Annotated in this window: 28 protein-coding genes; 21 read left to right on the top strand and 7 right to left on the bottom strand. The window is 62.2% G+C overall.

What is annotated here, in order from left to right; all coding sequences use genetic code 11:
* Positions 1–59 precede the first annotated feature (59 nt).
* From NKJ81_RS14040 to NKJ81_RS13990, 11 genes are all read left to right on the top strand, one after another.
* The gene (locus NKJ81_RS14040) at positions 60–338 is read left to right on the top strand and encodes an acylphosphatase (protein WP_352471034.1); all 279 of its coding nucleotides are present in this window, start codon (positions 60–62) and stop codon (positions 336–338) included.
* A gap of 145 nt (positions 339–483) precedes the next feature.
* Complete coding sequence (locus NKJ81_RS14035; RefSeq protein ID WP_352540763.1) at positions 484–1,146, top strand: TetR/AcrR family transcriptional regulator; 663 nt, start codon at positions 484–486, stop codon at positions 1,144–1,146.
* A gap of 47 nt (positions 1,147–1,193) precedes the next feature.
* Complete coding sequence (locus tag NKJ81_RS14030) at positions 1,194–2,357, top strand: isovaleryl-CoA dehydrogenase (RefSeq protein WP_352540762.1); 1,164 nt, start codon at positions 1,194–1,196, stop codon at positions 2,355–2,357.
* An 82-nt stretch (positions 2,358–2,439) separates the two neighbouring features.
* Positions 2,440–2,832 (top strand): AbrB/MazE/SpoVT family DNA-binding domain-containing protein, encoded by a 393-nt coding sequence (locus tag NKJ81_RS14025; protein ID WP_352540761.1) that lies wholly within the window; start codon positions 2,440–2,442, stop codon positions 2,830–2,832.
* Positions 2,829–3,212, top strand: coding sequence for a type II toxin-antitoxin system VapC family toxin (locus NKJ81_RS14020; protein WP_023677795.1), 384 nt, complete (start codon positions 2,829–2,831; stop codon positions 3,210–3,212). Before NKJ81_RS14025 ends, NKJ81_RS14020 begins: the two co-directional genes overlap by 4 nt.
* 4 nt (positions 3,213–3,216) lie before the next feature.
* Positions 3,217–4,824, top strand: coding sequence for a carboxyl transferase domain-containing protein (locus tag NKJ81_RS14015; protein ID WP_352540760.1), 1,608 nt, complete (start codon positions 3,217–3,219; stop codon positions 4,822–4,824).
* A 1-nt stretch (position 4,825) separates the two neighbouring features.
* On the top strand, positions 4,826–5,356 hold the full coding sequence (locus NKJ81_RS14010) for an O-acetyl-ADP-ribose deacetylase (RefSeq protein ID WP_352540759.1): 531 nt from the start codon (positions 4,826–4,828) through the stop codon (positions 5,354–5,356).
* A 115-nt stretch (positions 5,357–5,471) separates the two neighbouring features.
* Positions 5,472–5,846, top strand: a complete 375-nt coding sequence (locus NKJ81_RS14005) for a hypothetical protein (protein WP_352540803.1) — start codon at positions 5,472–5,474, stop codon at positions 5,844–5,846.
* 29 nt (positions 5,847–5,875) lie between these two features.
* On the top strand, positions 5,876–6,256 hold the full coding sequence (locus tag NKJ81_RS14000; protein WP_352540758.1) for a hypothetical protein: 381 nt from the start codon (positions 5,876–5,878) through the stop codon (positions 6,254–6,256).
* 43 nt (positions 6,257–6,299) lie between these two features.
* Complete coding sequence (locus NKJ81_RS13995; protein WP_023677798.1) at positions 6,300–6,674, top strand: hypothetical protein; 375 nt, start codon at positions 6,300–6,302, stop codon at positions 6,672–6,674.
* Between the two features lie 111 nt (positions 6,675–6,785).
* A complete protein-coding gene (locus NKJ81_RS13990; protein ID WP_352540757.1) occupies positions 6,786–8,774 on the top strand; it encodes an acetyl/propionyl/methylcrotonyl-CoA carboxylase subunit alpha in 1,989 nt (662 codons plus the stop codon).
* Positions 8,775–8,873: 99 nt separating this feature from the next.
* On the opposite strand, the gene NKJ81_RS13985 is transcribed toward NKJ81_RS13990, so the two are convergent.
* The gene (locus NKJ81_RS13985) at positions 8,874–9,995 is read right to left on the bottom strand and encodes a branched-chain amino acid ABC transporter substrate-binding protein (protein ID WP_352471026.1); all 1,122 of its coding nucleotides are present in this window, start codon (positions 9,993–9,995) and stop codon (positions 8,874–8,876) included.
* Positions 9,996–10,385: 390 nt separating this feature from the next.
* Positions 10,386–10,652 carry an SEL1-like repeat protein gene (locus NKJ81_RS13980; RefSeq protein WP_010915070.1) on the bottom strand — a complete coding sequence of 89 codons (267 nt, stop codon included), beginning with the start codon at positions 10,650–10,652 and terminating at the stop codon, positions 10,386–10,388.
* Positions 10,653–11,111: 459 nt separating this feature from the next.
* Between NKJ81_RS13980 and NKJ81_RS13975 the strand changes: the two genes are divergently transcribed.
* From NKJ81_RS13975 to NKJ81_RS13955, 5 genes are all read left to right on the top strand, one after another.
* Positions 11,112–11,456, top strand: a complete 345-nt coding sequence (locus tag NKJ81_RS13975) for a DUF2147 domain-containing protein (RefSeq protein WP_023677801.1) — start codon at positions 11,112–11,114, stop codon at positions 11,454–11,456.
* 210 nt (positions 11,457–11,666) lie between these two features.
* On the top strand, positions 11,667–11,819 hold the full coding sequence (locus tag NKJ81_RS13970; RefSeq protein ID WP_023677802.1) for a hypothetical protein: 153 nt from the start codon (positions 11,667–11,669) through the stop codon (positions 11,817–11,819).
* A 41-nt stretch (positions 11,820–11,860) separates the two neighbouring features.
* Positions 11,861–12,055 (top strand): hypothetical protein, encoded by a 195-nt coding sequence (locus NKJ81_RS13965; protein WP_352454349.1) that lies wholly within the window; start codon positions 11,861–11,863, stop codon positions 12,053–12,055.
* 80 nt (positions 12,056–12,135) lie between these two features.
* Complete coding sequence (locus tag NKJ81_RS13960) at positions 12,136–13,638, top strand: AMP nucleosidase (RefSeq protein WP_352540756.1); 1,503 nt, start codon at positions 12,136–12,138, stop codon at positions 13,636–13,638.
* A 98-nt stretch (positions 13,639–13,736) separates the two neighbouring features.
* A complete protein-coding gene (locus NKJ81_RS13955; RefSeq protein ID WP_352540755.1) occupies positions 13,737–14,756 on the top strand; it encodes an endonuclease/exonuclease/phosphatase family protein in 1,020 nt (339 codons plus the stop codon).
* A gap of 30 nt (positions 14,757–14,786) precedes the next feature.
* Here NKJ81_RS13955 and NKJ81_RS13950 read toward each other — a convergent pair whose 3' ends face one another.
* The 3 genes from NKJ81_RS13950 to NKJ81_RS13940 form a co-directional block, all read right to left on the bottom strand.
* Positions 14,787–15,383 (bottom strand): DUF922 domain-containing protein, encoded by a 597-nt coding sequence (locus NKJ81_RS13950; RefSeq protein WP_352501795.1) that lies wholly within the window; start codon positions 15,381–15,383, stop codon positions 14,787–14,789.
* A 111-nt stretch (positions 15,384–15,494) separates the two neighbouring features.
* Positions 15,495–17,174, bottom strand: coding sequence for an electron transfer flavoprotein-ubiquinone oxidoreductase (locus tag NKJ81_RS13945; RefSeq protein WP_352540754.1), 1,680 nt, complete (start codon positions 17,172–17,174; stop codon positions 15,495–15,497).
* A 105-nt stretch (positions 17,175–17,279) separates the two neighbouring features.
* On the bottom strand, positions 17,280–17,462 hold the full coding sequence (locus tag NKJ81_RS13940; RefSeq protein ID WP_198023574.1) for a hypothetical protein: 183 nt from the start codon (positions 17,460–17,462) through the stop codon (positions 17,280–17,282).
* On the opposite strand from NKJ81_RS13940, the gene NKJ81_RS13935 reads away from it, so the two are divergent.
* The 3 genes from NKJ81_RS13935 (at position 17,413) to NKJ81_RS13925 (ending at position 19,897) form a co-directional block, all read left to right on the top strand.
* Positions 17,413–18,057 carry a hypothetical protein gene (locus tag NKJ81_RS13935; protein ID WP_023677808.1) on the top strand — a complete coding sequence of 215 codons (645 nt, stop codon included), beginning with the start codon at positions 17,413–17,415 and terminating at the stop codon, positions 18,055–18,057. The two genes, NKJ81_RS13940 and NKJ81_RS13935, sit on opposite strands and share 50 nt — an antisense overlap.
* A 37-nt stretch (positions 18,058–18,094) precedes the next feature.
* Positions 18,095–18,976 (top strand): uracil-DNA glycosylase, encoded by an 882-nt coding sequence (locus NKJ81_RS13930; protein ID WP_352501793.1) that lies wholly within the window; start codon positions 18,095–18,097, stop codon positions 18,974–18,976.
* Positions 18,977–19,081: 105 nt separating this feature from the next.
* The gene (locus tag NKJ81_RS13925) at positions 19,082–19,897 is read left to right on the top strand and encodes a helix-turn-helix domain-containing protein (protein WP_352540753.1); all 816 of its coding nucleotides are present in this window, start codon (positions 19,082–19,084) and stop codon (positions 19,895–19,897) included.
* Here the strand turns inward: NKJ81_RS13925 and NKJ81_RS13920 are convergent, their stop codons facing one another.
* Together NKJ81_RS13920 and NKJ81_RS13915 are read right to left on the bottom strand one after the other, a co-directional pair.
* On the bottom strand, positions 19,898–20,851 hold the full coding sequence (locus tag NKJ81_RS13920; protein ID WP_352540752.1) for a DMT family transporter: 954 nt from the start codon (positions 20,849–20,851) through the stop codon (positions 19,898–19,900).
* Positions 20,852–20,871: 20 nt separating this feature from the next.
* The gene (locus tag NKJ81_RS13915; protein WP_352540806.1) at positions 20,872–21,096 is read right to left on the bottom strand and encodes a hypothetical protein; all 225 of its coding nucleotides are present in this window, start codon (positions 21,094–21,096) and stop codon (positions 20,872–20,874) included.
* A 154-nt stretch (positions 21,097–21,250) separates the two neighbouring features.
* Here NKJ81_RS13915 and pepN point away from each other — a divergent pair, with 154 nt between their 5' ends.
* On the top strand, positions 21,251–23,896 hold the full coding sequence (gene pepN, locus NKJ81_RS13910; protein WP_352540751.1) for an aminopeptidase N: 2,646 nt from the start codon (positions 21,251–21,253) through the stop codon (positions 23,894–23,896).
* A gap of 188 nt (positions 23,897–24,084) precedes the next feature.
* Positions 24,085–26,412: a PAS domain-containing sensor histidine kinase gene (locus tag NKJ81_RS13905; RefSeq protein WP_352471019.1), complete on the top strand. Its 2,328-nt coding sequence runs from the start codon at positions 24,085–24,087 to the stop codon at positions 26,410–26,412.
* Positions 26,413–26,437: the final 25 nt, after the last annotated feature.

The raw sequence follows: 26,437 nt of genomic DNA, 5'->3' as shown, positions 1-26,437 counted from the left end.
CAACGCGGTTGAATTTGCACGGCGATGCGCCAGACTCGACTCAGAGGATGGAGAGCGTGATGACCGACCGGACTGTGCAGGTACGCATTTACGGCAAGGTGCAAGGCGTCAGCTACCGGGTCTGGGCGCGGCGCGAGGCGTCGGCGCTTGGCCTTGCCGGGTGGGTGCGCAACGAAGTTGACGGCTCGGTGACAGCCTTGATTGCAGGGACCGATGCGGCGGTCTCGACAATGATCGAACGGCTTCGGCAAGGGCCCCCAGAGGCAGCGGTTTCGAAGGTCGATGTCGAGGAGATCGAGGCTCGCGACATGTCGGCCGATTTCAGGATTGTTGCCTAGCAAGGCATGGTCCTGCTCATTCGCTTCCATCGCACAAAGTTCTCGAGGGTGCAGATAGAGCAAATCTGAAGCCATTGCCCTGCCCGGACGCGCCTCTTGAATTAATTGAACGTTTGTTTTATTTTCCGCGAAAAGGCGGCTTGTCATGGCGCGTACGACCGGTTCCGACGGAGAGAAGACCGAAGCTGCGGTCCGCGAGGCGGCAGTCAGCCTGATTGCGCGTCTCGGCTACGAGGCGATGTCGATGCGCCAGTTGGCGGCCGAGGTCGGCGTCCAGGCAGCGGCGCTGTACCGCTACTTCCCGACCAAGCAGGACCTTCTGTTCATGCTGATGCGTGAGCATATGGAAGGCTTGATCGAGGCGTGGCGCGCAACACGCCCTGTCGGCGCTGATCCGGCAGCGCGGCTTGCCGCTTATGTCGAAAACCACATCGCTTTCCATATCGAACGCCGCCACTCCACCCATGTCTCGAACATGGAGCTGCGCAGCCTGTCGCATGAAAAACTCACGCAGATCCTGCGCATGCGCACGGCCTACGAGAAGGAGCTGCGCGCCATCCTGCGCGACGGCGTCGAAGCGGGGTTATTCAGCATCGAAGACACCGGGCTCACCGCCATGGCGCTGATCCAGATGATGACCGGCGTCATCGTCTGGTTCCGGCCGGGCGAACGGCTGTCGATCGCCGAAGTCACCGCTACATATCTAGCAATGACAATGCGCCTTGTTGGAGCAAAGAGCGATGGCGCGTCAACGAGCTACGACGCCGCGCCTCTATTCGGGCGCGCAAAGGACGCTCTAGCAACTTGATTTCGCGCATGATCCCGATTTCGGGATCGTGCGCCGGGAGGAACGGCATGTACACGCATACGCTCAACTTCGGGCTTGACGAAGACATCGAGGCGCTGCGCGACCTGGTGCGGCGCTTCGCCCAGGAAAAGATCGCACCGATCGCCGCCGAGATCGACCGCTCGAACGAATTCCCGGCACATCTGTGGGCGGAGCTCGGCGGGCTCGGCCTGCTCGGCATCACCGCCGATCCCGATTTCGGCGGCACCGGCATGGGCTACCTCGCCCATGTCGTGGCGATGGAGGAGATTTCGCGCGCCTCGGCCTCGGTCGGCCTCTCCTACGGCGCCCATTCCAACCTCTGCGTCAACCAGATCAACCGCTGGGCGACGCAGGCGCAGAAGGAAAGGTATCTGCCTTCGCTCTGCAGCGGCGAAAAAGTCGGCGCACTGGCGATGTCGGAATCGGGTGCCGGCTCTGATGTGATGTCGCTGCGCCTGCGCGCCGAAAAGCGCAACGACCGCTATGTGCTCAACGGCACCAAGATGTGGATCACCAACGGGCCGGATGCCGAGACGCTGGTCGTCTACGCCAAGACCGATCCGGAACTCAATTCGCGCGGCATCACCGCCTTCATCGTCGAAAAAGCCTTTGCCGGTTTTTCCGTGGCGCAAAAGCTCGACAAGCTCGGCATGCGCGGCTCGAACACCGGCGAGCTGGTGTTCGAGGATGTCGAAGTGCCGTTCGACAATGTGCTGCACGAGGAAGGGCGCGGCGTCGAGGTGCTGATGTCGGGCCTCGACTACGAACGCGCCGTGCTGGCCGGCGGGCCGGTCGGGCTGATGGCAGCGTGCCTCGACGTGGCGATCCCTTACGTGCATGAACGCAGGCAGTTCGGTCAGCCGATCGGCGAATTCCAGCTGGTGCAAGGCAAGCTCGCCGACATGTATGCGACGATGAACGCGGCGCGCGCCTACGTCTATGCCGTGGCCGCCGCTTGCGATCGCGGTGAGACGGCCCGCAAGGATGCTGCCGGCTGTATTCTCTTCGCCGCCGAAAAGGCAACGCTGATGGCGCTCGACGCCATCCAGCTTTTGGGCGGCAACGGCTACATCAACGACTACCCGACCGGCCGGCTTTTGCGCGACGCCAAACTCTACGAGATCGGTGCCGGCACCAGCGAAATCCGTCGCTGGCTGATCGGGCGGGAAATCATGGTGGAGGGCGCCTGATGGCGTCTTTTTGAGATTTTGCCAGAAGCCGCACGATGTGGCACACTTCGGAATATGTGCCACAACACAGGCGAGACGGACCATGGCTGGCAGAACGGGAAAGTCCGGATTTGACGAAGACCCGCAAGCACGGTTCGATGCCGGCGCTCGCAAAGCGCCGTTTCGGCTTCCGGCGAAACGCGAGCGTGTCAAGCTTGGCGAGGGCGGGCGCTTCGTCATCCCTGCCGCGATGCGCGAGCAGATGGGCGTGAAGCCTGGCGAGGATATGATCCTGCATGTCGAGAACGGCGAGCTGCGGGTAAGATCGTGGCTGCAGAATCTGCGACGCGTCCAGGCCGAATTGTCAGCGTTGAAACAGCCCGGTGAAAGCGTCGTCGACGAATTTCTGAAAGAGCGACGGGAAGAGCAGCGTCGAAGCGACAAGCGTCTCGACCGTCTTCACGCCGAAGGGACGACGGGAAAGCGGACGAAATGAAGCCCTATGTCATGGACAGTTCGGCGGCGCTCGCAATCCTGCTCAACGAGCAAGGCACCGATAATGCTTTGGGGTTCGCGCCGGATGCACAATGCAGTTCGGTCAATGCGGCCGAAATCATCGCCAAACTGATCGACAAGGGACGCAGCATGGAACAGGCTGCGGACGACCTCGCCAGTCTCGGCATGCCGATCGCCGTTTTCGACGACGCGATGGGCATCGCCGCTGGGCAGCTTCGCCAATTGACGCGGCATCGCGGCTTGTCGCTGGGCGATCGGGCTTGCCTGGCGCTGGCAATTCGCGAGAATGCCATTGCCGTCACCGCTGATCGCGATTGGGGCGACCTCGATGTCGGCTGCAAGATCGAGTTGATCCGGTAGCGCCATGGCCCCCCTCACCTCGCAGATGTCGCCCGCCTCCGATATTTTCCGCGCCAATGCCGAGCGCATGCGGGCGCTGGTCGCCGATATTGCTGAAAAAGCCGCCGCCATCGAGGGCGGTGGCGCGGAAGAGGCGCGTGAGCGGCACGTCTCCCGCGGCAAGCTCCTGCCGCGGCAACGCCTAGCCCAATTGCTCGATACAGGTTCGCCCTTCCTCGAAATCGGCCAGTTCGCGGCATGGTCGATGTATGGCGAGGACATCCCTTCGGCCGGCCTCATCGCCGGCATCGGCCGCGTCGAAGGCACCGAAGTGATGGTCGTCGTCAATGACGCCACGGTGAAGGGCGGTACCTATTATCCACTGACGGTGAAGAAGCATCTGCGTGCACAGGAGATCGCATTGCAGAACAATCTGCCTTGCGTCTATCTGGTCGACAGCGGCGGCGCCAATCTGCCCAACCAGGACGAGGTGTTTCCCGACCGCGATCATTTCGGCCGCATCTTCTACAACCAGGCCAACATGTCGGCCGCCGGCATTCCGCAGATCGCCTGCGTCATGGGTTCGTGCACGGCCGGCGGCGCTTATGTGCCTGCGATGTCGGACGAGACAATCATGGTGCGCAACCAGGCAACCATCTTTCTCGGCGGGCCGCCGCTGGTGAAGGCGGCCACCGGCGAGGACGTCACCGCCGAGGACCTCGGTGGCGCCGACGTGCACACAAGGCTTTCCGGCGTTGCCGACCACTATGCGCTCGACGACGAGCATGCGCTGGCCATATGCCGGCGTATCGTCAAAAACCTGAATCGGAACAAAAATGTAAGCCTGGCCTTGCAGAAATCGATTCCGCCGCTTCACGATCCACATGAACTCTACGGCATCGTGCCGACGGATCTGCGCCAGCCCTATGACGTGCGCGAGGTAATCGCCCGCACCGTCGACGGCTCCGAGTTCGATGAGTTCAAGCAGAATTATGGCACCACGCTGGTCACCGGTTTCGCCCATCTCAGCGGCATGCCGGTCGGCATCGTCGCCAACAATGGCGTGCTGTTTTCGGAAAGCGCGCTGAAGGGCGCGCACTTCATCGAGCTGTGCTGCCAGCGCAAGATCCCGCTGATTTTCCTGCAGAACATCACCGGCTTCATGGTCGGGCGAAAATACGAGGCCGGCGGCATCGCCAAGGACGGCGCCAAGCTGGTCATGGCGGTCGCAACGGCCAAGGTGCCGAAGGTGACCGTGATCATCGGCGGCTCGTTCGGTGCCGGCAATTACGGCATGTGCGGACGCGCCTATTCGCCACGCTTCCTGTGGATGTGGCCGAATGCCCGCATTTCGGTGATGGGCGGCGAGCAGGCGGCAACGGTGCTGGCCGTGGTCAAGCGCGAAGGCATCGAGCGCAAGGGCGGGGAATGGAGCGCTGAGGAGGAAGCGAAATTCAAGAAGCCGATCCTGATGAAGTACGAGCACGAGGGACACCCGCTCTATTCGTCGGCAAGGCTCTGGGACGACGGCATCATCGACCCGGCCAAGACCCGCGAGGTGCTGGCGCTCAGCCTTTCGGCCGCGCTCAACGCCGAGATCGAGGAGACAAAATTCGGCGTGTTCAGGATGTGAGATGAGCGAAATCGGCCAGAGGATTCGCATTCAAACCGGCGACATCACGAAGCTGGCGGTCGATGCCATCGTCAACGCCGCCAATACCTCTCTTCTCGGCGGCGGCGGCGTCGACGGCGCTATCCACCGCGCGGCCGGCCCCGAGCTTGTGGCAGAATGCCGGACCTTGCATGGCTGCAAGGTCGGAGACGCAAAAATCACCAAGGGCTACAGGCTGCCCGCGCGCTACGTCATTCATACGGTCGGGCCGGTCTGGCAAGGTGGTAGCAAAGGAGAAGCCGAACTGCTCGCCTCCTGCTATCGCCGGTCGCTCGAAATCGCCGCCGCAAAGGACTGCCGGACGGTGGCGTTTCCTGCGATCTCGACCGGGGCCTACCGCTATCCGAAGGATCAGGCGACGCAAATTGCTGTCGGGACCGTGAGTGCCTTCATCGGCCAGAACATCGTTCCGGAAACCGTCATTTTCTGCTGCTTCGACGAGCCGACGGCCGAATTGTATCAGCGGGTAGTTGCTGCACTCGGCAGGGTGTGACCCTGCGCGGGAGACAACCCACCACATCTCCAGACTATTTTTTGCTTCTCGATCTGGCCAGACGAAAGAATCACGGCTATTGATCATCGCAAATACCAATGGGGATTGGGCGAAGATGAGGTGGCGCGTTTTTCAGAGAACAACTGTGCATTTACTTGCAGGGTTGCTTATATTAGGCATGCCTGGCATCGGCGCAGCGGAGTCGCTGGCGGGAAGCAAGGGCGAGACCCGTTTCTATCCCTATTTGCCGCAGAGCCCGAAGGATCCGTGTACCAGGGCCTACAAGGCCTATGTAGCGGCCGGCGGCCATTCAGCCTATGCAACCACTCCGTATTCCCGGGTGCGTTTTCTGTACATCATCTGCGGCTCGCGCTTGAATGCACCGTCACAGCAAGCTGCCGAAGAATTGGCGTTGAAATCCTGTCAGGCCGCCCGCAACAGTTACAGAGTTACAACAGGCGGCGGCTGCGAAATCGCTGCCTCCAAGTAGGCGAATATATTTCAGTGTTTGGGGTTCAAATGGGTTTGGCAATGAAATCTTTATCAATCAAGCGAGCAACCATGTCGGTACTTGCACTGCTTGTGGCCTCTGCACCGAATGTCGGCGCCGCCGAATCGCTGGCGGGAAGCAAGGGCGACAGCCGCTTTCCGGTCTATTTTGCACCGGGTACAATCGGAGGCTGCGGCAAGAATTACAAGGACTATGTGGCGGCTGGCGGTCACTCGGCCTATGCGATGACGCCATTCAACTGGGCAACCGAATTCACTATTTGCGGTGCTTATCTGAATGCAACATCCCAGAAGGCTGCGGGGGCGCTGGCGTTGAAATCCTGCCAGTCCGCGCGCAGCAAGTACAAGGTCACGACTGCAGGGGCCTGCGCCATAGCTGCCTCCAAATAGACCGACACCCGTCGGCCTTCGACGTATTCAATGGGTGGGAAAAATGAAATCTATAAGCGTCAAACAAGCAGTCTTCTCGCTGATAACCGGGTTGCTTCTAATCTCGAGCCCCAATGTCGGCGCGGCGGAATCGCTGGCTGGAAGCAAGGGCGACGTCCGCTTCTACCCGTATTTTCCGGCGACCGCGGATCGGCCATGCACCAAGGCATATAAGGCCTATGTGGCGGCCAGCGGCCATTCAGCTTATGCGACCACTCCGTATTCCCGGGTGCGTTCGTTGTACATCCTGTGCGGCTCGCGCTTGAATGCGCCCTCGCAAAAGGCTGCCGAGGATATGGCGATGAAATCCTGCCAGGTCACCCGCGACCGTTACAGGGTCACGACCGGGGGAGCTTGCGAAATCGCGGCCTCAAAGTAGGCAGGCCTCGCTTGCCTACCCTTTGACCGCCAGACTACAAAGCAGGGCATTGCCGCAGTTCGCGTGACGAGAATTCGCGCCGTTGGCGGCAGCTCTGCCTGTGGAGGCCCGATGTTCGCCAAGATCCTGATCGCCAACCGTGGCGAGATCGCCTGCCGGGTGATCCGCACGGCACGCAGGATGGGTGTGCGCAGCGTCGCCGTCTATTCCGACGCCGACGATCGCGCCTTGCATGTCGAAATGGCCGACGAAGCGGTGCATATCGGCGCCTCTACCGCCAACGAAAGCTATCTGCGCGGCGACAAGATCATCGCGGCGGCCTTGGCCACAGGTGCCGAGGCCATCCATCCGGGCTACGGCTTTCTTTCGGAAAACCCTGATTTCGTCGACCAGGTGGTCGCGGCGGGGCTGATCTTCATTGGGCCGTCGGCGGCCTCGATCCGTGCCATGGGACTGAAGGACGCGGCCAAGCGGCTGATGGAAAAGGCCGGCGTGCCTGTCGTTCCGGGCTATCACGGCGAAGCGCAGGAGATCGTGTTGCTCGCCTCCAAGGCGCGCGAGATAGGCTACCCCGTACTGATCAAGGCGCGCGCCGGCGGCGGCGGCAAAGGCATGCGGCGCGTCGAGTATCCCGATGATTTTTCGGAAGCACTGTCGGGCGCGCGGCGCGAGGCGAAAGCCGCGTTCGGTGACGACCGCGTCTTGGTGGAAAAATATGTCGACAAGCCGCGCCACATCGAAGTGCAGGTGTTTGGTGACAATTTCGGCAACGCCGTGCATCTTCACGAACGCGACTGCTCGGCGCAGCGCCGCCACCAGAAGGTGATCGAGGAGGCGCCTGCCCCGGGCATGACGCCGGCACTGCGCAAGGCGATGACCGAGGCGGCGGTGAAAGCCGCCAAGGCAATCCACTATTCCGGCGCCGGTACCATCGAGTTCATCGTCGATGCCTCGCAAGGTCTGAAGGCCGACCGTTTCTGGTTCATGGAAATGAACACCCGTCTGCAGGTCGAGCACCCCGTCACCGAAATGGTTACCGGCATCGACCTGGTCGAGTGGCAGTTGCGGGTAGCCGCCGGCGAAAAACTGCCGAAGACGCAGAGCGAGATCGCGCTCTCCGGCCACGCCTTCGAGGCGCGCATCTATGCCGAGGACGCGGCAAGAGGGTTTTTGCCGGCGACCGGCACCTTGCACCATTTGAAATTTCCGCAGCCGGCACCGGAGGGTGCGACCATGCGCGTCGAAACCGGTGTACGCGCTGGCGATGCGATTTCGCCGTTCTACGATCCGATGATCGCCAAGCTGATCGTTCATGGCAAGGACAGACGGACGGCGCTCATCGCGCTTGGCACGGCACTGTCGCAGACCGAAATCGCCGGCTCGACGGTCAACACTGGCTTTCTTGCCGCGCTGGCCGCTGATGCGGATTTTGCGGCGGGCGATGTCGATACCGGCCTGATCGCCAGGCACCAGCAGGCGTTGACGGCGGTTCCGCCGCCGAGCGGTGAGACGATTGCCGCCGCGGCACTTGCCGCGTCCGGTGCGCGCGACTTGCCGTCCTCGGACGATCCCTGGTCGTCACTGGCCGGCTATGCGCATTTCCACGCTGTAGCGCGGAGCACCCTGCTGAAGTTTGGCGAGCAGGAGATCGGCGCGCGCGTGTCGGTGCGGCCGGACGGGCGGTTCGAGGTGGCGCTGGATGCGCCCTATGACAGCGTCAATTCGCGGGATCTCCGCGCGGCGCCTCGCCTCGCCCGCTGGCCGGGCCACGTCACGGTCTTCGATGGCGCCATCGGCTACGGTTTTGCCGTGCCGGATCCGCTGGCCCGAGCCGACGAAGCCGCCGCCGCTTCCGTCAGCCTGCGCGCTCCAATGCCCGGCCTGGTCAAATTGGTGCGTGCAGGCAAAGGCGAGTCCGTGATCAAGGGCCAGCCGCTGCTGATCCTGGAGGCGATGAAGATGGAGCACACCATTGCCGCGCCCCATGACGGGGTTATCGCCGAGATTGCTGCCGAAGGCGCGCAGGTAACCGACGGCACCGTGCTGGTTCGCTTTGTCGAGGAACCTCAGTTGACTGCTGTTTCCCTATCCACGAAGTGATCTCGAACGCGTGACAAAGGCGTCGCCAAAAAAAATGTGGCCGGGTTTGACCCCCGGCCATGTTCGATTACAGCAGCGCGTCTTGCGGCGCCGCGGCCATCACGGTTGGATCGGCGCGTATTTGCCGTCATGCCACTGGTTGATGTCGTAGCTCGCGTTCTTGAGGTCGCCCTTCTCGTCGAAGGTGACCGAGCCGACAACCGTGCTGATCGGCTGGCCGTTCTTTAACGCTTCGGCGACTTTTGCCGGATCGTCGCTGCCGGCGCGTTTGATGCCTTCGGCGAAGGCCTGGATCACCGCATAGGAAAACAGCGTGAAGCCCTCAGGCACGAAGCCGCCGGCCTTGATCTTGGCGATGGCCTCCTTGGCTTCGGGCTTCGCCTGCGGATTCGATGGGAAGACGAACATGGTGCCTTCGCCGGCCGGACCGGCAACCTGCCAGAATTCCGGCGAAGCGATCGAGTCCGGCATGATCAACTGGAACTTGAGGTTCTGCTCCGCCGACTGGCGCAGGATCAGGCCGGCTTCGGGGTGATAGCCGCCGAAATAGACGACGTCGGCTTTCAGCTCCTTGAGCTTGGTAACAAGAGCGGAATAGTCCTTCTCGCCAGCGTTGATGCCCTCGTAGAGGATTTCATTGAGACCGTTCTGGTTCATCGTTGCCTTCACGGCATCGGCCACTCCCTGCCCATAGGCGCTCTTGTCGTGCAGGATGACGACTTTCTTGCCGGCATATTTCTTGGCGATCCAGGGACCGATGAAAGCGCCCTGCGCATCGTCGCGCGTATAGAGGCGCATGATCGTCGGCCAGCCGGCTTTCGCCGCTGCGTCGGTCAACACCGGGTTCGAGGAAGCCGGACTCATCATCAGCGCACCGGCTTCGGCGTAGACAGCGGAGGCCGGGATGCTGGAGCCCGAGCAGGCGTGGCCATCGATGAACTTGACACCGTTGGCGATGATGCGGTTGGCGACCGAAACCGCCTGCTTCGGATCGCACTGGTCATCCTCGATGTCGAGCTTGATCTGGCGGCCGTCGACGCCGCCCGCCGCGTTGATCGCGTCGGCGGCGGCTTGCGCGCCTTGCTTAAACTGATCGCCGATGTTGGCAAGCTGACCGGTCATCGGTCCGACCACCGAAAAGGTGATGTCATCGGCGAAGGCGACCGGCGCGGTCATCATCAGGCCAAATATGGCTGCGCTGAAAATACTGAATTTCTTCATGGTGACACAACTCCTCCACTCTCGCGCGACCGTCCCGGCCGCGCCTCTTCCAGAATGGCGGGAGAATTTCATCCTTCACCGGAGCTGTCTAGACGCATCGTCGGCGCTCGATTGGGCCTGTAATGCTCTGTCCCAAAGACAAAGCCGCGCCAGCCTTGTTCCGGCCGGTCGCAGCTTTTCTCATCGAGCTTCCCGAGGTATCCCCACCGGGATCTGCTCGCCTTCCCTGTTTGTACGGTTTATGGCGCGGCTCGTCCGCCGTGTTCTTGATCTTGTTGGCCCGGCCGTCTTGCGCGGCCTTGATTTTTCGGGCCCGGCCCTCTGCGCGGCCTTGACCCGAAGCGTCCCTGTCGTGAGGTCAGTACCCTTGTGAAGTCGATGCCGGCGAATTCAGTGCATCGTCATCCATTCGCGAGCTTCGCGCAGCGCCTTGGCGATCTCGACCTTCGACATGGCGGCGGACAATTCGGAGCGCAGTTCCGCGGCGCGGGCCGAACCCTTGATCGCGGCGATGTTGAACCATTTGTGGGCGGCGACGACGTCGGTCTCGCAATCGCGACCAGTCGCATACATCATGCCCAACTCGAAAAGAATATCGGCCTGGGCGGTTGCCCCCATGGCGCCGAAGCCGGCTTCAAGCATTTCAAAACGTGCCATTTCAAATCCCCTGTTCTGGCTCCCGAGAGCTGTCTCCGTATGTCCCTCGGTGTCCTTGATTACCGTCGGGGGCGGCCGCTCTTTCGATGCTTTCGAGAATGCCCCGGAGGCTTGAATCCGTCGTTAAATGGCGTGCTTAATTTGAGGAAAACAAAGCTAAAACAAGAGGTAAACGCGAAAATTCGTTAAGGATACAAATCCAGCAATCGCGCCGGTTTGCACAAGATTTGAAGAAAACTTGCGAGGCGCGGATCAAGACTCCGCTAACCACAGAAGACAAAGACGTGTGCGGCCCGTTTCATTTTTCGCCGGCGCGGCCGTTCGGGAGCGGGCAAAAACCCGCAACCCTTCCGTGGCGGCACCGCTTTTGTTTTTCCGGGAGCTGGACTAGCTTACGTTTGCGTAAGGGGCAGACACCCGGGACGGAGCCCGATTGGACTTACCTGAGGGAGGAAAGACATGTTTCGACAAGTGAGCCTGGCCCTCGCGGCCGCAATAATGATGACCGGCGCGGCATGGGCCGATCCGATCGAAGGCAATTGGAAAACGCAAGCCGGATCGACTGCCGCCATTTCGGGTGGCGGCGGGGCATTTTCGATTACGCTCAAATCCGGCAAATTTGCCGGCAAGAACATCGGTTCACTGAAGGTTGCCGGCGACAACAAATATGCCGGCACGATAACCGACCCGGAAACCGACAAGACCTATTCGGGCAAGGCTTCGCTTTCCGGCAGTTCTCTCAAGATGAGCGGCTGCGTGCTCGGCGGGCTGATCTGCAAGAGCCAGACCTGGCACAAGCTCTGATCGTGCCCTTCCTGCCGGGGTGAGCGGGGCCAGTCGGCCCCGTTTTCATGTTATCGGTCTCGCAGCCATGGTGTCGCCATGGGTCGCTGCACTCACAGCGGACCCTCTCAGAGATCATCAACCATTTTTGAACCGCAGATGAACGCCGGGATCAGAGCCGGTTCAGCCGGGGCAAGGCATTGTCATGCGTGTTGAAGGAGACACCGCGCAATGCTTGCCCGCCGCTTCACCATCGTCTGCCTGCTGATGAGTCTGTTCGGCATGTTGTTCGCCGTCCTTGTCGCCGAAGCCGGCCGGCCGTCCCGCTCCTGGGACGTCGCCAGTTCCTGCCGACTCGGTTGCTTGAACCATCTTCACCACTGAAACGACAAAGAGCTGAACCTTTAGAGAAAAGCAAAACGCCAATGAACCGCCTCGCCGCCAACACCCTCAAGACGCTTCGGCTGCTGCCGCGCGCGGCGCTCATCCTGACTGTTCTTTCGGTACCGGTACTGGCCGTGCCGACGATGCGCACCAATGCCGGCTCGACGATCGAGGCGCCTGCGTTGAGGAAGTCAGGCCTCGGCTTTGTGCTGCTGGTTAGCCTGCAGCGCGGTTAGCAGACCGAAAAACGCCGACAGCGCGTATTGAGGCCGCCTTACCCCCTCCCAACCGCGCGTCCAACTCTCTATATTGGGTCATGGAAAAGCGAATCTATCCCCAAGCCATTGAATCGGTGGTCACGCCGGAGCCGTTTGGCCGGCAGAGCTTCAACGACGCCAAGAAGGCGGTCGCCGCCCTACAGGTGCTTTACGACCGCAACACCAAGTTCCTGCGCGATTCATTTACCGCGCTCGCCGCGGGCGGCGACAACAACAAACGCTACCGGGCTTTCTATCCGGAGATCGGCGTCACCACGAGTTCCTTCACGCAAATCGACTCGCGGCAGGCCTATGGCCACATGCCGACGCCGGGGCATTTCTCAACCACCGTCACCCAGCCTGCTCTTTTCGAAAGCTACCTCACCGAACAGCTTCGGCTGATCATGCGCAACCACGGCGTTCCCGTCACGGTTTCGGAATCGACCACTCCCATCCCGCTGCATTTCGCCTTCCTCGAAGGCACGCATGTCGACGGGACTGCTGCCGAGCGCATCAAACGGCCGATCCGTGACCTGTTCGACGTGCCGGATCTCGACGGCACCGACGACCAGATCGCCAACGGCACGTTCGAAGTGGCATTGGGCGAGGCACGGCCGCTGGCGCCGTTCACCGCGCAACGCATCGACTATTCGCTGCACCGGATGTCGCATTATACGGCGACCAGTCCCCAGCATTTCCAGAACTTCGTGCTGTTCACCAACTACCAATTCTACATCGACGAATTCGTCGCCCGTGCACGCGAATTGATGGCCAATGGCGGTGATGGATATGTCGAGTTCGTCGAGCCGGGCAACATCGTGACCAAAGCAGGGGACGGCGCGCCCGGTGAGGGTGCTGCGCCGCCTCGCCTGCCGCAGATGCCGGCCTATCATCTGAAGAAGCCGAATCATGGCGGCATCACCATGGTCAATATCGGCGTTGGGCCTTCCAACGCCAAGACGATCACCGACCATATTGCGGTGCTCCGGCCGCATGCCTGGGTGATGCTCGGCCATTGCGCCGGCCTGCGCAACACGCAGGCGCTCGGGGATTATGTGCTGGCCCATGCCTATGTACGAGAAGACCATGTCCTCGACGACGATCTTCCGGTCTGGGTGCCGATCCCGCCGCTAGCCGAAATCCAGGTGGCTCTGCAGGAAGCGGTCGCCGAGGTCACCGGGCTTTCCGGATATGATCTCAAGCGCATCATGCGCACTGGCACCGTCGCCACTATCGACAACCGCAATTGGGAGCTGCGCGACCAGCGCGGGCCGGTCCAGCGGCTGTCGCAGTCGCGGGCGATCGCGCTCGACATGGAATCGGCGACGATCGCCGCCAACGGCTTCCGCTTCCGGGTGCCCTATGGCACGCTGCTTTGCGTATCCGACAAGCCGCTGCATGGCGAATTGAAGTTGCCGGGCATGGCGACCGAGTTCTACAAGCGGCAAGTAGCGCAGCACCTGACCATCGGCATCAGGGCGATGGAGAAGCTGGCTGAAATGCCGATGGACCGACTGCATTCGCGCAAACTCAGGAGCTTTTCGGAAACTGCCTTCCAGTAAATGCCGAATCGCATGTGTCGGTCCAGGTCAGGACATTTCGTCATCTTGATTGAGCCGCACTTCTGCCGATAGACAAAGCGATTGCACGTGTTCGGGACATGACGGTTGCGCTGGCATTCGTCGCAATGCTTGCACTCTCGGCCGCGCTGGTGGCCGGGTTCTTCGGATCGCTGCATCCGGCCCTCGATTCCTTTGCTCATTTCCGCGTCCATTTTTCGGTGCTGATGGCGCTTTGCGCGCTGCCGCTGCTCGCCACCTCGTTTCGCCTGCAGGCCGCGGTCGCATTGCTGTTTGCGATAGCCTCCTTTGCCACCACGCAGAATGCCTTGCCGCTTTCGCGGCTATGGCAGGTGCAGGCCGCCTACGAAGCCAAACTCGGTGACGAGCCAGTCTACCGCCTGCTGCAGATGAACCTCAGGTTCAACAATCCAACGCCTGAGAAGGTGCTGTCGCTGATCGGCCGGACCCAGCCTGATGTTATCACCCTCGACGAGGTGTCCGAAACGTGGAAGGCAAAGCTTGGGCTGCTATCCGGCGGCTATCCCTACCGGATCCTCTGCCCATATCCCAATGGCGTGTTCGGCGTTGCGCTGCTGTCCAGACGACCGTTTGGCATAGGCACGGAGCCGCACTGCGACAGCCGCGGCGCGATGGCGATCGCCACGGTCGATTTCGGCGGAACCGACGTCGATGTCGCCGCCATCCACCTCACCTGGCCATGGCCGCACAACCAATCACGGCAGATTGGAGGGTTGTCTGACGAAATCGCCTCGCTTGGCGAGACGTCGATCCTGGCAGGCGACTGCAACGCAGCGCCATGGAGCGCCGCCGTCCGGCGCGTCGCATCGCTTGGCAAGCTGACTGTAATGCCGTCGGTCGGGCCGACCTGGCTCTACAGAAGGCTGCCGGATTTCCTGCGCTTCGCCGGACTGCCGATCGACCAGGTCTTCAGCAAGGGCGCCATTGTTATCCATTCGGCGTCGACCCTTGAGGACACCGGCTCAGACCATCTGCCGGTGCTGGTGGAGTTTTCGCTTCGGTCGGATGAACAAAAGCCGCTCGACGAGCACCAGACGGCGACCGCGCTTGCGGCGCTGCCTGGCGGGACGCGAAGCTGAAAATCCGCAGTCCAATCTCGACCTGGCTTATTACTGGCCCACAAAAGCGCGGATGAGGTGCTCGACAGGGCCGCCGTCGCGATGCTCGTGCGCATCGAAGGCGATCTGCTTTGCCTCGTATTCGGCATAGATGGCATTGATCCGGCGCTTTGCCTCGCGACGTGCCTCGAAACAGTGCGGGTCATCACCGACTGTCAGCCCTCGAACCGACTTTTCGGTGGCCCGCATCATCTGTCTGGCGATGCGGCCATGGGTCTCTTCATGGGCGCGAACGCCAGCGAAGAACCGCTTCCAGCGCTTCTGCAGCGCAGGCGACGTGGCTGAGACTAGTTTGGGATAGGTATAGAAGAGATTGAGCGTCCCGTTGGCCTGGCGCAGGCGGCAGACGCCGTTTTCCCGTTGGGCGTCGAAGGTCCAATCATCGACGCTGTAGCCGGTCTGCGCGATGGCGTGGGTCATGAAGCCGTGCTTCGGCCCACTGCGATCCATGGCCTCGATCAGGGCCGCGCCGGTGGTTCCGGCAATGTTGTAAGTTCGTGTCTTGACCAGCACCTTAGTGCCGGCCAAGGCTGCAGGGGCGCACAATGCCCCGATCGCCACAACGCTCGTCAGAACTGCCAGGCGCATTTTTCCTTCCTCCCTGTCGCCGCAGAAAGGAAACACAGGCAGGCGGTTTATTCAACAATCCTACGGTTGCGCTGCTCCTCATCTTGTCTAGTCCGGAGCAAACCTTGTGACTTACATGTTCTGGTAGACCGGGCCCTCGCCGCCCTGTGGCGGCACCCAATTTATGTTCTGGTTCGGATCCTTGATATCGCAAGTCTTGCAGTGCACGCAGTTCTGCGCGTTGATGACGAAGCGCACATCCTTGGCCGCAGGATCGGCGGCGGCATTGCCATCCTTGTCGACCCATTCGTAGACGCTGGCCGGGCAGTAACGCGTCGAGGGTCCCGCATAGACGTCATGCTCAGAGCGCTTCTGCAGGTCCATGTCGGCGACGAGCAGATGCACCGGCTCGTTCTCCTCGTGGTTGGTGTTGGACAGGAACACCGACGACAGCCGGTCGAAGGTCAGCACCCCGTCCGGCTTCGGGTAGGCGATCTTCTGGTGCGCGGCGGCCGGTTCCAGCGTCGCATAGTCGGCCCTGCCGTGCTTCATCGTGCCGAAGGGCGAGAAGCCGAACAGCGTGTTCAGCCACATGTCGAGGCCGCCAAGGCCGACGCCGACAATGGTGCCGAAGCGCGACCATAGCGGCTTGACGTTGCGCACTTTCTTCAGGTCCTTGCCGATATCGGTGGCGCGCCAGGCGGCCTCGTAGGCGGCCAGCTCGTCATTGGTGCGGCCGGCGGCTATCGCATCACAGACATGCTCGGCCGCCAGCATTCCGGAGAGCACGGCATTGTGCGAGCCCTTGATGCGCGGCACGTTGACGAAGCCGGCTGCGCAGCCGATCAGCGCACCGCCAGGGAAGGACAGTTTCGGCACCGATTGCCAGCCGCCTTCGGTGATGGCGCGGGCACCATAGCCCAGCCGCTTGGCACCCTCGAAGGTGCCGCGGATCGCCGGATGGGTCTTGAAGCGCTGAAACTCGTCAAAGGGTGACAGATAGGGATTCTTGTAGTTCAGGTGAACGACGAAGCCGACTGCCACCTGGTTGTCCTCGAGATGGTAGAGGAAGGAGCCGCCGCCGGTCTTCAAATCGAGCGGCCAGCCGAAGGAATGCTGGACAAGGCCCGGCCGGTGGTTTTCCGGTTTGATCTGCCAGAGTTCCTTGAGGCCGATGCCGTATTTTCCGGGCTCACGACCGTCGGAAAGGTGGTATTTGGCGATCAGTTGCTTGGCCAGCGAGCCGCGCGCGCCCTCGCCGATCAAGACATATTTGCCCATCAGCGCCATGCCCGGCGCAAAGCCCGGACCGTGCGTGCCGTCCTTCTCGACGCCCATGTCGCCGGTGACGACGCCAGTGACCGCACCGGCCTCGTTGTAGAGCAGGCCGACCGCGGCAAAGCCCGGATAGATCTCGACGCCCAGCGCGTCGGCCTTGGTCGCCAGCCAGCGGCAGACATTGCCGAGCGAGACGATATAGTTGCCGTGATTGTTCATCAGCGGCGGCATCAGGATATTGGGCAGACGGAACGAACCGGCGGGGCCGAGAACCAGGAAATGGTCGTCGGTGACCGGTGTCCTGAAGGGATGACCCTCCTCTTCGCGCCAGCCGGGCAGCAGCCGGTCGATGCCGATCGGATCGACGACGGCGCCGGACAGGATGTGCGCGCCGACTTCGCCGCCCTTTTCCAGCACGACGACGGAAAGCTCGGGATTGACCTGCTTGAGACGGATCGCGGCGGCGAGGCCGGCCGGGCCGGCGCCGACGATGACCACGTCGAATTCCATGCTTTCGCGTTCGATATCGCTCATCGATCCCTCACTGGCTCGCAATTCCGGCATCTTGCTGGCTCACGCGCTGCATAGCGCATCAAATAGCGACGGGAAACCGGCGCGGACGTGACAATACCGATTTCATCAAAAAGTCGCGTCCTGCCGCACAGATTCGCGGTGACGAGCATCAATCTTCAATCCTATTCCGTTTGCACAGATATGTCGCACTGATGTTTTTAATTGTTCGACGGCTTGCTTATCGGCCATACTTCCCGCCATGCGCATATTCGGGCCGGCTGGCTTTTCATCGACGCGCTTTTTTTTCACGCCCGGCCGGTTTTGCCGTGCGGCGCTCTTGGCGCTTCTGCCACTGACGGCCCTCGATGCCCGTGCCGAGCAGCAACTGGTCTGGGCGACCGGCGCCTATTCCTTTTCCGACGAGCGCGGCGGTTTCCGCATCACCGGGGCTTCCGGCATCGGCACGAAAGAGGATCCGCTGGTCATCACCGAAGAGCTGAATTCAGCGACGCCGGTAACGCTGGCCATTCGCACGACAAGGCCGATCCAGCCGTTCGGCAAGGCGGGAGACTTCGCCAATGGTCTGATGTATATGCGCATCGACGTGCTCAACAATAGCGGCCAAGCCTGGGTCGAGTTCCAGTTCGAACTCCAGGAGATCCTCGACCAGCCGAGCGTGTTCGGCGACGGCCTGTCGTTCGACCAGCGCAACAAAACGCCCGAAAATATCTGGTCGAGCAGCTACGCCGATTTCGACCGCAATTTCGAACCGTATGACCGCCTGCTGTTCAAGAACGGCAAGATCGACCCGCTGAAGACCGCCAGCTTCTATTTCCTGATCACCGACTACACGCCGCGCTGGACGTTCTATCTGGTGCAGGATCCGCGCATACCGTCGAGCTGAACTTGCAAATTCAAGCTCCGCGGCCGAATGTGAAACCATGACTGCCGCCCCCCACACTAGCCGAGCCGATCTCGCCGAGCTGCTGGCCTTCTACGCCAGCGCCGGCGTCGACGAGGCACTTGAAGAACAGCCGGTAAACAGGTTTGCAGAAGCCAGGCCGCCGGAGCGGGTGCCTGCGGCGGCCGCTCTGCCGGCCGGTGAAAATGCATCGCCTCATCGCTCGACGAGCGTGTCGCGCGGCGAAATGGGCGAGAGACCGAATACGGCACCGGCAGTGCGAACGTCCCCGGCCATGTCAACGGTGCCCGACGAGGCGCAGGCGGCATTGGCGCGGCAACTGGCGAGATCGGCGGCAAACCTCGACGAGCTTCGCCAGCACATGGCGGCATTCGACGGCTGCAATCTTAAATTCACCGCCAAGAACCTGGTGTTCGCCGACGGCAATCCGACTGCCGCGGTGATGCTGGTCGGCGAAGCGCCGGGCCGCGACGAGGACATAGAGGGCTTGCCGTTCGTCGGCCGCTCGGGCCGGCTGCTCGACCGCATGCTGGCCGCGATCGGTCTTGACCGGACATCTGCCTACATCGCCAACGTGATTCCCTGGCGGCCGCCGGGCAACCGCACGCCGACGCCGCACGAGACCGAGATCTGCCGGCCGTTCATCGAGCGGCAGATCGAACTGGTCAATCCGAAGGTGCTGGTCAATCTCGGCGGCCCGTCGGCAAAGACCCTGCTCAACACCTCCGAAGGCATATTGCGGCTGCGCGGCAACTGGCGCGTCCACACGACCCCGTCTGGCGTCGCCATTCCCGCCATGCCGACCCTGCATCCGGCCTATTTGTTGAGAACGCCTGCGCACAAGAAGCTGGCGTGGCGGGATTTCCTCGAAGTGAAGGCGAAGTTGCGGGCACTTGGGTAACGGTGCAGAACGCGTCTTCCGTCCTCCCCTTGCGAGGAAGGAAGGGCGGCATCATGATCTCGCAGGTAATTGAAATGCGCCCACTGCCGGCCTAGTCATCTCGTTATGACAGCAGCCCAGATTTCCGCCGGCAGTCTCATTCGCGAATGGCGTACACGCCGGCGCATGAGCCAGCTCGACCTCGCCATGGAGGCCGAGATCTCGCAGCGGCATCTGAGTTTCGTTGAAAGCGGCCGCGCCGCACCCTCGCGTGACATGGTGCTGCATCTGGCGGAGCAGCTTTCGATCCCGCTCAGGCAGCGCAACCAGCTGCTGCTGGCCGCCGGCTTTGCCCCGAGCTTCAGCGAACGACCACTTGACGATGCCTCGATGGCACCGGCGATGGCGGCGGTCGAGACCGTGCTCAAGGCGCACGAGCCGTTCCCGGCGCTTGCCGTCGACCGGCATTGGAACCTGGTGTCGGCGAACGCCGCCATCGGCCCGTTCCTCGCCAATGTCGCCGACGCCTCACTGCTGAAGCCGCCGGTCAACGTTTTGCGTCTCAGCCTGCATCCCGGCGGCATCGCGCCGCGCATCGTCGATCTTGCGGAATGGCGGACGCATCTTCTGGAGCGCCTGAAGCGGCAGAACGACGCTGCCGCCGATCCGGTTCTGGTCGAGCTCGAGCGCGAGCTTCGGGCCTATCCGTCCGGCCTTAAAAGCAGCCGGCCGGCGCCGGTCGAACCGAACGCGATTGTCCATCCGCTCAAGCTTGCCCATGGCGACGCGGTGCTGTCGTTCATCAGCACCATCACCGTGTTCGGCACGCCGCTCGACGTGACGCTGGCGGAGCTGGCGATCGAATCTTTTTTCCCCGCCGACGAGCAGACGCGGGCGGTGCTGATGCGGCTGGCGAAAGAGCGGACCGACGCAGCGGGTTGATCACCCTTCCGGCGCAACGGCCTTGCGGGTGCGGGTGCGTTCGAGACCCAGCTGGCGCTCGCGCCAGATGATGAAAATCCCCGCCGCAACCACGATCATGCCGCCGACCAGCATGTTGATCGTGGCGATATCGCCAAAGACCAGATAGCCGACGACGACCCCGAGGATCATCGAAGTGTATTCGAAAGGTGCTACGACGGAAGCCTCGGCATGGCGATAGGCCGAGGTCATCAGAATCTGGCCAAGCCCGCCGCAAAAACCCGCGGCAATCAGAAGCCCCGCCTGCGCTGGCGTCAGCGCCTGCCAGCCGAATGGCAGCGAAAGCAGCGCCATGACGCTCGCGGTTACCGAAAACCACAGCACGATGGTCGCCGTCCGCTCGCTCTGGACGAGGTTGCGAACCAGGAGCATGGCGATGGCCGAGATCGCCGCGGCTATCAGGGCGGCGATGACGCCAAGCACCTCCTGATCGCCGAGGGCAGCGCCCGAACTGAGCAGCGTCAGTTCCGGCCACGAGATGATCAGCACCCCGACCAGGCCGACGGCAACCGCACTCCAGCGATAGATGCGGATGGCTTCGCCGAGGAAGATCGAGCTGAACACCACGACCAGCAGCGGCTGCGCGTAGTTCAGTGTGATCGCCTCCGGCAGCGGCAGCCGCGTCAGCGCGAAGAAGCCGAGCCCCATGGCACAGACACCGACGACGCCGCGCGCAATGTGGTTGAGCGGGCGCTTTGTCGAAAAGGCGGTTCCGAGTTTTCCCTGGAAGGCGAGGAAGGCGATGATCGGAAAAATGGCAAAGAAGGAGCGGAAGAAGACGATCTGGCCCGCCGGCACGGTGCCTGCCGCCTTGATGCAGGACGACATGCCGACGAAGACCGCCACCGATACGATCTTGAGCAAGATCCCGGTCAGCGTGCTGTGCTCGCCGGCAAGGTCGCCAGCTGCAAGCACTGGCAAATCCGGTCTGGCTGTCACGCCCCTTTTGCTTCCTCGATCGCCGCCCAGATGCACGCCGGCGTTGCCGGCATGTCGATATGCCTGATGCCGTAGGTGCGGTAGTGCGCGTCGGTCACCGCATTGAGCGCGGCAGGCGTCGACCCGATCGTACCCGCCTCCCGCGCGCCCTTGATGAAGGCCACATCCTCGCGACGCAACACAGAGGCGCTCGTTCCGAATTTCGGCGTGACGACGGTCATGGAAGCCTCGCGATGATGCTTGGGAAATGATCGCCTGAAATAGACGTCGCTGCAGTTTTGTCGAGGGAGCGTTTCGTGTAAAGAGCGCAGACTTCAAATTATTTGGACCAGCGGACCCGCCCGCCGCACCCGGATCGACAGGAAAAATCAAGGAATGCGCACAGATACCGGCCAGGTCTTCAAGCTCGAAGACTATCGCCCCAGTGATTATCTCATTCCGGAAACCAGCCTGACTTTCCGCCTTTCGCCTGAAGCAACGCATGTGACCGCCGTGCTGACGGTCGAACGCCGCGACGGGATTGCGGCGTCGGTGCCACTGGTGCTGGATGGCGACGGGCTGACGCTCCGCGGCATCGCCATCGACGGCCAGGAGCCGAGCCCTGCGGATTTTCTCGTCACGCCCGATCAACTGACAATCATCAGCCCCCCTGCGACAAGGCGCTTCCAGCTGAGAATTGAAACCGTGTTGGCGCCGGCGCAGAACGAAGCGCTGATGGGCCTCTATCGCTCGAGCGACGTCTATTGCACGCAATGCGAGGCCGAAGGCTTTCGCCGCATCACTTATTTCCTCGACCGTCCCGACATCCTGTCGGTCTATACGGTGCGTATCGAAGCTGAGCGCAATGAGGCGCCGCTGCTTTTGTCCAACGGCAACCCGGCCGGCAGCGGCGAGCTTGCCGGCGGCTGGCACTATGCGGTCTGGCACGACCCCTTCCCCAAGCCGTCCTATTTGTTTGCGCTGGTGGCGGGCGACCTCGGCAAGATCTCGGACAGTTTTGTCACCCTGTCTTGCCGCAGGGTCGAGCTCGGAATCTATGTCGAACCGGGCAAGGAGAGGCTCGCCGGCTACGCCATGGACGCTTTGAAACGGTCGATGAAATGGGACGAGGAGGCATTCGGCCGCGAATACGACCTCGATGTCTTCAACATCGTCGCCGTGTCCGACTTCAATATGGGCGCAATGGAGAACAAGGGTCTCAACATCTTCAACGACAAATATGTGCTGGCCGACCAGGAAACCGCGACCGACGCCGATTTCGCCAATATCGAGGCCATCATTGCCCATGAGTATTTCCACAATTGGACAGGTAACAGAATCACTTGCCGCGACTGGTTCCAGCTTTGCCTGAAGGAAGGCCTGACGGTTTTCCGCGACCACGAATTCTCCGCCGATCAGCGCTCGCGCGCCGTCAAGCGCATCGCCGAGGTTCGTACGCTGCGCGCCCATCAGTTTCCCGAGGACCAAGGGCCGCTGGCGCATCCGGTCCGGCCTCGCCGCTACCGCGAGATCAACAATTTCTACACGGCGACGGTCTACGAAAAAGGCTCGGAAGTCGTGCGCATGATCCATACCATCCTCGGCGCCGAGACGTTCCGCGCCGGCATGGACCTCTACTTCGAACGTCACGACGGCCAGGCGGCGACGATCGAAGACTTCATCAAAGTGTTCGAAGACGTCTCGGGTCGCGACCTGTCGCAGTTTTCGCTGTGGTATCATCAGGCCGGTACGCCGAACCTGACCGTCAGTTCGGCGTATAATCCGGCAGCGCGGGAATTCACGCTCGAAATCGAGCAGTCGGTGCCGCCAACGCCGTCGGAAAGCCGCAAGCGGCTGATGCACATTCCGCTTGCCTTTGGCCTGGTTGGCGCCGGTGGCGAGGCGATAGCCCACAGCGGCGCCGAAGGGGCGACCGTCGAGGACGGTGTCATCCATATCCGCAAACGCCGCCATGTCGTCAGGTTTTCCGGGATTGCCGAGCGTCCAGCCATGTCGCTCAACCGCGGCTTTTCGGCGCCGGTGACGCTTTCGGTCGAGCAGCGGCCCGACGACCAGTTTTTTCTGGCTGGCCACGACAGCGACGCCTTCTCGCGCTGGCAGTCGTTCAACACGCTTTTGACCGATGCGCTGATTGCAGCCTTCCGCCAGATCCTGGACCACAAGCAACCCGAGTTCAGCGCCCGGCTGACCGGGCTTGCCGGCAAGACAGCCGGCGACGAAGCGCTCGAACCCCCCTATCGGGCACTGGCCCTGGCGCTGCCCGGCGAGGCCGATATCGCCCGCGACATCGGCAAGAACATCGACCCCGACGCCATTTTCGCGGCGCGCGAGGCGCTGGCGGTTGCGATCGCCGAGACCAACCGCGAGATATTCTCCAAACTTTACGATCGGCTCGCCGACAACGGTCCGTTCAGCCCGGATGCGGCCAGTGCCGGGCGGCGGGCGCTGCGCAATGTCCTGCTGGATTATCTGTGCTTGCTGCCGGGAGGTGCGGAACTCGCTGCCCGGCACTTCCAGTCGGCGACCAACATGACCGACCGGGCCGCGGCGTTGACCGTGCTTGCGCACCGTCACCACGGCTCACCGGAGGCAACCAAGGCGCTGGCCGATTTCGAGGCGAAATATGCAACCGATGCGCTGGTCATGGACAAATGGTTCCAGACCCAGGCCAGCGTGCCCGGCCCGCAAACCGTGGACGCGGTGCGCGCCTTGACCAGCCACCCAGCGTTCTCGATGGCCAACCCGAACCGGGTACGGGCACTCATCGGTACGTTTTCCAGCGCCAACCAGACCGGCTTCCATCGCGCCGACGGCCAAGGCTACCGGCTTTTCGTCGAAACGGTGCTGCAGGTCGAAAAACGCAACCCGCAGGTGGCCGCCAGGCTGGCGACGGCGCTCAGGTCGTGGCGCTCGCTCGAACCGGTGCGGCAGGCCAAGGCAAGGGAGGCGTTGCTTTCGATCGCCAATACCGAGAAGCTGTCGGCCGATTTGCGAGACATCGTCGAGCGCACCCTGGCGTAAGCGACCTCCGTTGTCCCCTTGTGGGAAAAAGGGAAGACCTCCCGAAAACCCAGTTATTTTAGTCGATTTTTAATCTTTTTTCGCCGCGCCTCTGGACAAGGCGAATCACCTTTGATTCTTTAGTGACGATTCGGAAGTGCGGCGTTGCCGGATCGTCAAGCGGGACAGAAAATCGGGGAGTGCCATTTATGGCGAAGGCGGACGCGTGGGGCGCGCCCGGTGGGACGGCTTTTGGGCGGCGCGAGGCGCGAAGCGACGGTCTCGCGGGCAATACGCGGCTCATCGCCGAACCTGCCTACCGACGGCTGCTGGCAGCCGAGCCGCTGTTGCGGCGATCGATACCGGCCCTCATTATCATGTTTCTGTTGATCATCGCAGTACTGCGCTTTCTGTCACTGATGAACGAGCGCGACGAGATCGAGCGCGACGCCAAGGCGATCCTTGCGCTGGCCGCCGGCCAACTGGCCAGTTCGATCGCTGCCGATGCGACCATGGGTTCCACGCCCGGCGCGATCCAGGACCTGCTGGAGAGCACCGGTCGTCAGGGCGCGATGGGCCGAAGCCACGTACTGGCGATCACCGATAGCGCCTTCAAGATCATTGCCGTATCGCCGCAGTCGATGCACTGGGAGGGCCGGTCGCTCGATGGCGTCGTACAGGGCGGGCAGCCGCTGTTCATGTTCGGCGACCGCGCCGGGGTGATGGAGGTCAGCATCGGCGGACAGGACTGGTACGCGGCAGTGAGCCTGGCGAACGGCCGAAAGGGTGCCGCGGCAGCGTTCGTGCCGCGGGAGGCAGTTTTTGACGCCTGGCGCAAGACGGTCTCACTCAACGTCACGCTGTTCGTGCTGACGGCCGGTGTGCTGATCATCATCCTCTACGCCTATTTCGGCCAGGCGGCGCGCGCCCAGGCCGCCGATCGCATCTATCTCGAAGCCCACCAGCGCATCGACATGGCGCTGGTGCGCGGCCGCTGCGGCCTGTGGGATTGGGACATGGTGCGCGGCAAGATGTACTGGTCGCGCTCGATGTACGACATGCTGGGCTACGAGCCTTGTGACACGATGCTGTCGTTCGGCGAAGTCGATGAAATCATTCATCCCGAGGACGGCGATTTGTTCGAACTCGCCAACAGGATCGTCGCACGCGAGATCGACCATATCGACCAGGTGTTCCGGATGCGCCATGCCGACGGGCAATGGGTTTGGATGCGCGCAAGAGCACACGTTATCGACCCGGAAGCGCCGGAGATCCAGCTGATCGGCATCGCCGTCGACGTCACCGAGCAGCGGCATCTGGCGCTGCGCTCCGAAGCGGCGGACCTGCGCCTGAGGACGGCCATCGAAAACATCAACGAATCTTTCGTGCTGTGGGATTCGTCCGAGCGCCTGATCATGTGCAATTCCAAATACCAGCAGGACAACGGCCTGTTGGATCGCGACGTGATGCCGGGCGCTCCGCGCGCCGTTCTGGAGGAACGCATGCTGGCCTTCGCCTCGGAGCGGCGGCTTGCCAACACCAACGGACCGCAGGGAGGCGTTACCTTCGAGCGCCAGCTTGCCGACGGCCGCTGGCTGCAGGTGAACGAGTTGCGGACAAGGGACGGCGGTACCGTCTCTGTCGGCTCCGACATCACCCAGATCAAGCTGCACCAGGAGAAGCTGGTCGACAGCGAGCGCCGGCTGATGGCGACAATCCATGACCTCAGCCTTGCCCGCCGCGCGGAAGAAGAACGGGCGCGCGAGCTCGTCGAACTCAATCGCAAATACATGAAGGAAACCGAGCGCGCCGAAGCGGCAAACCGGGCCAAATCCGAATTCCTGGCCAACATGTCGCACGAGTTGCGCACCCCGCTCAACGCGATCATCGGCTTCTCGGAACTGATGGAGCGGCGGCTGTTCGGGCCGCTGGGCTCGCCGCGCTACGAAGAGTATGCCACCGACATCAACGGCAGCGGCAAATATCTTCTCGGTGTGATCAATGACATCCTCGACATGTCGAAGATCGAGGCCGGCCAGTTCGCCTTGGATCAGGAAGAAATCGATCTCTGCCCGCTCATCAGGGAGACGGTTCGCGTCGTTTCTCTGCAGGCGGCGGAAAAGTCGATCACCGTCGAAACCCGCATCGCCGATTCGCTGACGCTGTTCGCCGACCGCAGGGCGATCAAGCAGATCCTCATCAACCTTCTGTCCAATGCGGTGAAGTTCACCGGGCAAGGCGGCCACATCTCGGTCAGAGCCCGCAGCATTTCCAGCGCGCTGATCCTGACGATCGAGGACAATGGCTGCGGCATCCCGAAGGCGGCGCTGAGCAAGCTCGGGCGGCCATTCGAACAGGTGCAAAACCAGTTCTCCAAGAGCCATGCCGGCTCCGGCCTCGGCCTCGCCATCTCGCGCTCGCTGGCCGAACTTCAGGGTGGCGCCTTGAAGATCCGCTCGACCGAAGGCACCGGCACGATCGTCTCGGTACGCATCCCGATCAAGAAAGCCGCGCAGGCGGTCAAGGCCGCCGCCTGAATGACAAAATAAGTCTCCGGCGGCT

This window comes from Mesorhizobium sp. M0018 (genome assembly GCF_040323955.1).
Taxonomy (GTDB): domain Bacteria; phylum Pseudomonadota; class Alphaproteobacteria; order Rhizobiales; family Rhizobiaceae; genus Mesorhizobium.
Note: the sequence above shows the minus strand (reverse complement) of the source record. Positions and strands in the feature narration are given on the sequence as shown.

Coding starts and splice junctions, on each gene's coding strand:
- pepN (WP_352540751.1), top strand. CDS start 21,251: ATGCGCACAGATACCGGCCAGGTCTTCAAGCTCGAAGACTATCGCCCC.
- NKJ81_RS13960 (WP_352540756.1), top strand. CDS start 12,136: ATGGAAAAGCGAATCTATCCCCAAGCCATTGAATCGGTGGTCACGCCG.
- NKJ81_RS14000 (WP_352540758.1), top strand. CDS start 5,876: ATGGGTTTGGCAATGAAATCTTTATCAATCAAGCGAGCAACCATGTCG.
- NKJ81_RS14005 (WP_352540803.1), top strand. CDS start 5,472: ATGAGGTGGCGCGTTTTTCAGAGAACAACTGTGCATTTACTTGCAGGG.
- NKJ81_RS13990 (WP_352540757.1), top strand. CDS start 6,786: ATGTTCGCCAAGATCCTGATCGCCAACCGTGGCGAGATCGCCTGCCGG.
- NKJ81_RS13985 (WP_352471026.1), bottom strand. CDS start 9,995: ATGAAGAAATTCAGTATTTTCAGCGCAGCCATATTTGGCCTGATGATG.
- NKJ81_RS13980 (WP_010915070.1), bottom strand. CDS start 10,652: ATGGCACGTTTTGAAATGCTTGAAGCCGGCTTCGGCGCCATGGGGGCA.
- NKJ81_RS13930 (WP_352501793.1), top strand. CDS start 18,095: ATGACTGCCGCCCCCCACACTAGCCGAGCCGATCTCGCCGAGCTGCTG.
- NKJ81_RS14035 (WP_352540763.1), top strand. CDS start 484: ATGGCGCGTACGACCGGTTCCGACGGAGAGAAGACCGAAGCTGCGGTC.
- NKJ81_RS14025 (WP_352540761.1), top strand. CDS start 2,440: ATGGCTGGCAGAACGGGAAAGTCCGGATTTGACGAAGACCCGCAAGCA.
- NKJ81_RS13970 (WP_023677802.1), top strand. CDS start 11,667: ATGCTTGCCCGCCGCTTCACCATCGTCTGCCTGCTGATGAGTCTGTTC.
- NKJ81_RS13905 (WP_352471019.1), top strand. CDS start 24,085: ATGGCGAAGGCGGACGCGTGGGGCGCGCCCGGTGGGACGGCTTTTGGG.
- NKJ81_RS14010 (WP_352540759.1), top strand. CDS start 4,826: ATGAGCGAAATCGGCCAGAGGATTCGCATTCAAACCGGCGACATCACG.
- NKJ81_RS13950 (WP_352501795.1), bottom strand. CDS start 15,383: ATGCGCCTGGCAGTTCTGACGAGCGTTGTGGCGATCGGGGCATTGTGC.
- NKJ81_RS14015 (WP_352540760.1), top strand. CDS start 3,217: ATGGCCCCCCTCACCTCGCAGATGTCGCCCGCCTCCGATATTTTCCGC.
- NKJ81_RS13935 (WP_023677808.1), top strand. CDS start 17,413: ATGCGCATATTCGGGCCGGCTGGCTTTTCATCGACGCGCTTTTTTTTC.
- NKJ81_RS13955 (WP_352540755.1), top strand. CDS start 13,737: ATGACGGTTGCGCTGGCATTCGTCGCAATGCTTGCACTCTCGGCCGCG.
- NKJ81_RS13965 (WP_352454349.1), top strand. CDS start 11,861: ATGAACCGCCTCGCCGCCAACACCCTCAAGACGCTTCGGCTGCTGCCG.
- NKJ81_RS13975 (WP_023677801.1), top strand. CDS start 11,112: ATGTTTCGACAAGTGAGCCTGGCCCTCGCGGCCGCAATAATGATGACC.
- NKJ81_RS13925 (WP_352540753.1), top strand. CDS start 19,082: ATGACAGCAGCCCAGATTTCCGCCGGCAGTCTCATTCGCGAATGGCGT.
- NKJ81_RS13945 (WP_352540754.1), bottom strand. CDS start 17,174: ATGAGCGATATCGAACGCGAAAGCATGGAATTCGACGTGGTCATCGTC.
- NKJ81_RS14040 (WP_352471034.1), top strand. CDS start 60: ATGACCGACCGGACTGTGCAGGTACGCATTTACGGCAAGGTGCAAGGC.
- NKJ81_RS13915 (WP_352540806.1), bottom strand. CDS start 21,096: ATGACCGTCGTCACGCCGAAATTCGGAACGAGCGCCTCTGTGTTGCGT.
- NKJ81_RS14030 (WP_352540762.1), top strand. CDS start 1,194: ATGTACACGCATACGCTCAACTTCGGGCTTGACGAAGACATCGAGGCG.
- NKJ81_RS13995 (WP_023677798.1), top strand. CDS start 6,300: ATGAAATCTATAAGCGTCAAACAAGCAGTCTTCTCGCTGATAACCGGG.
- NKJ81_RS14020 (WP_023677795.1), top strand. CDS start 2,829: ATGAAGCCCTATGTCATGGACAGTTCGGCGGCGCTCGCAATCCTGCTC.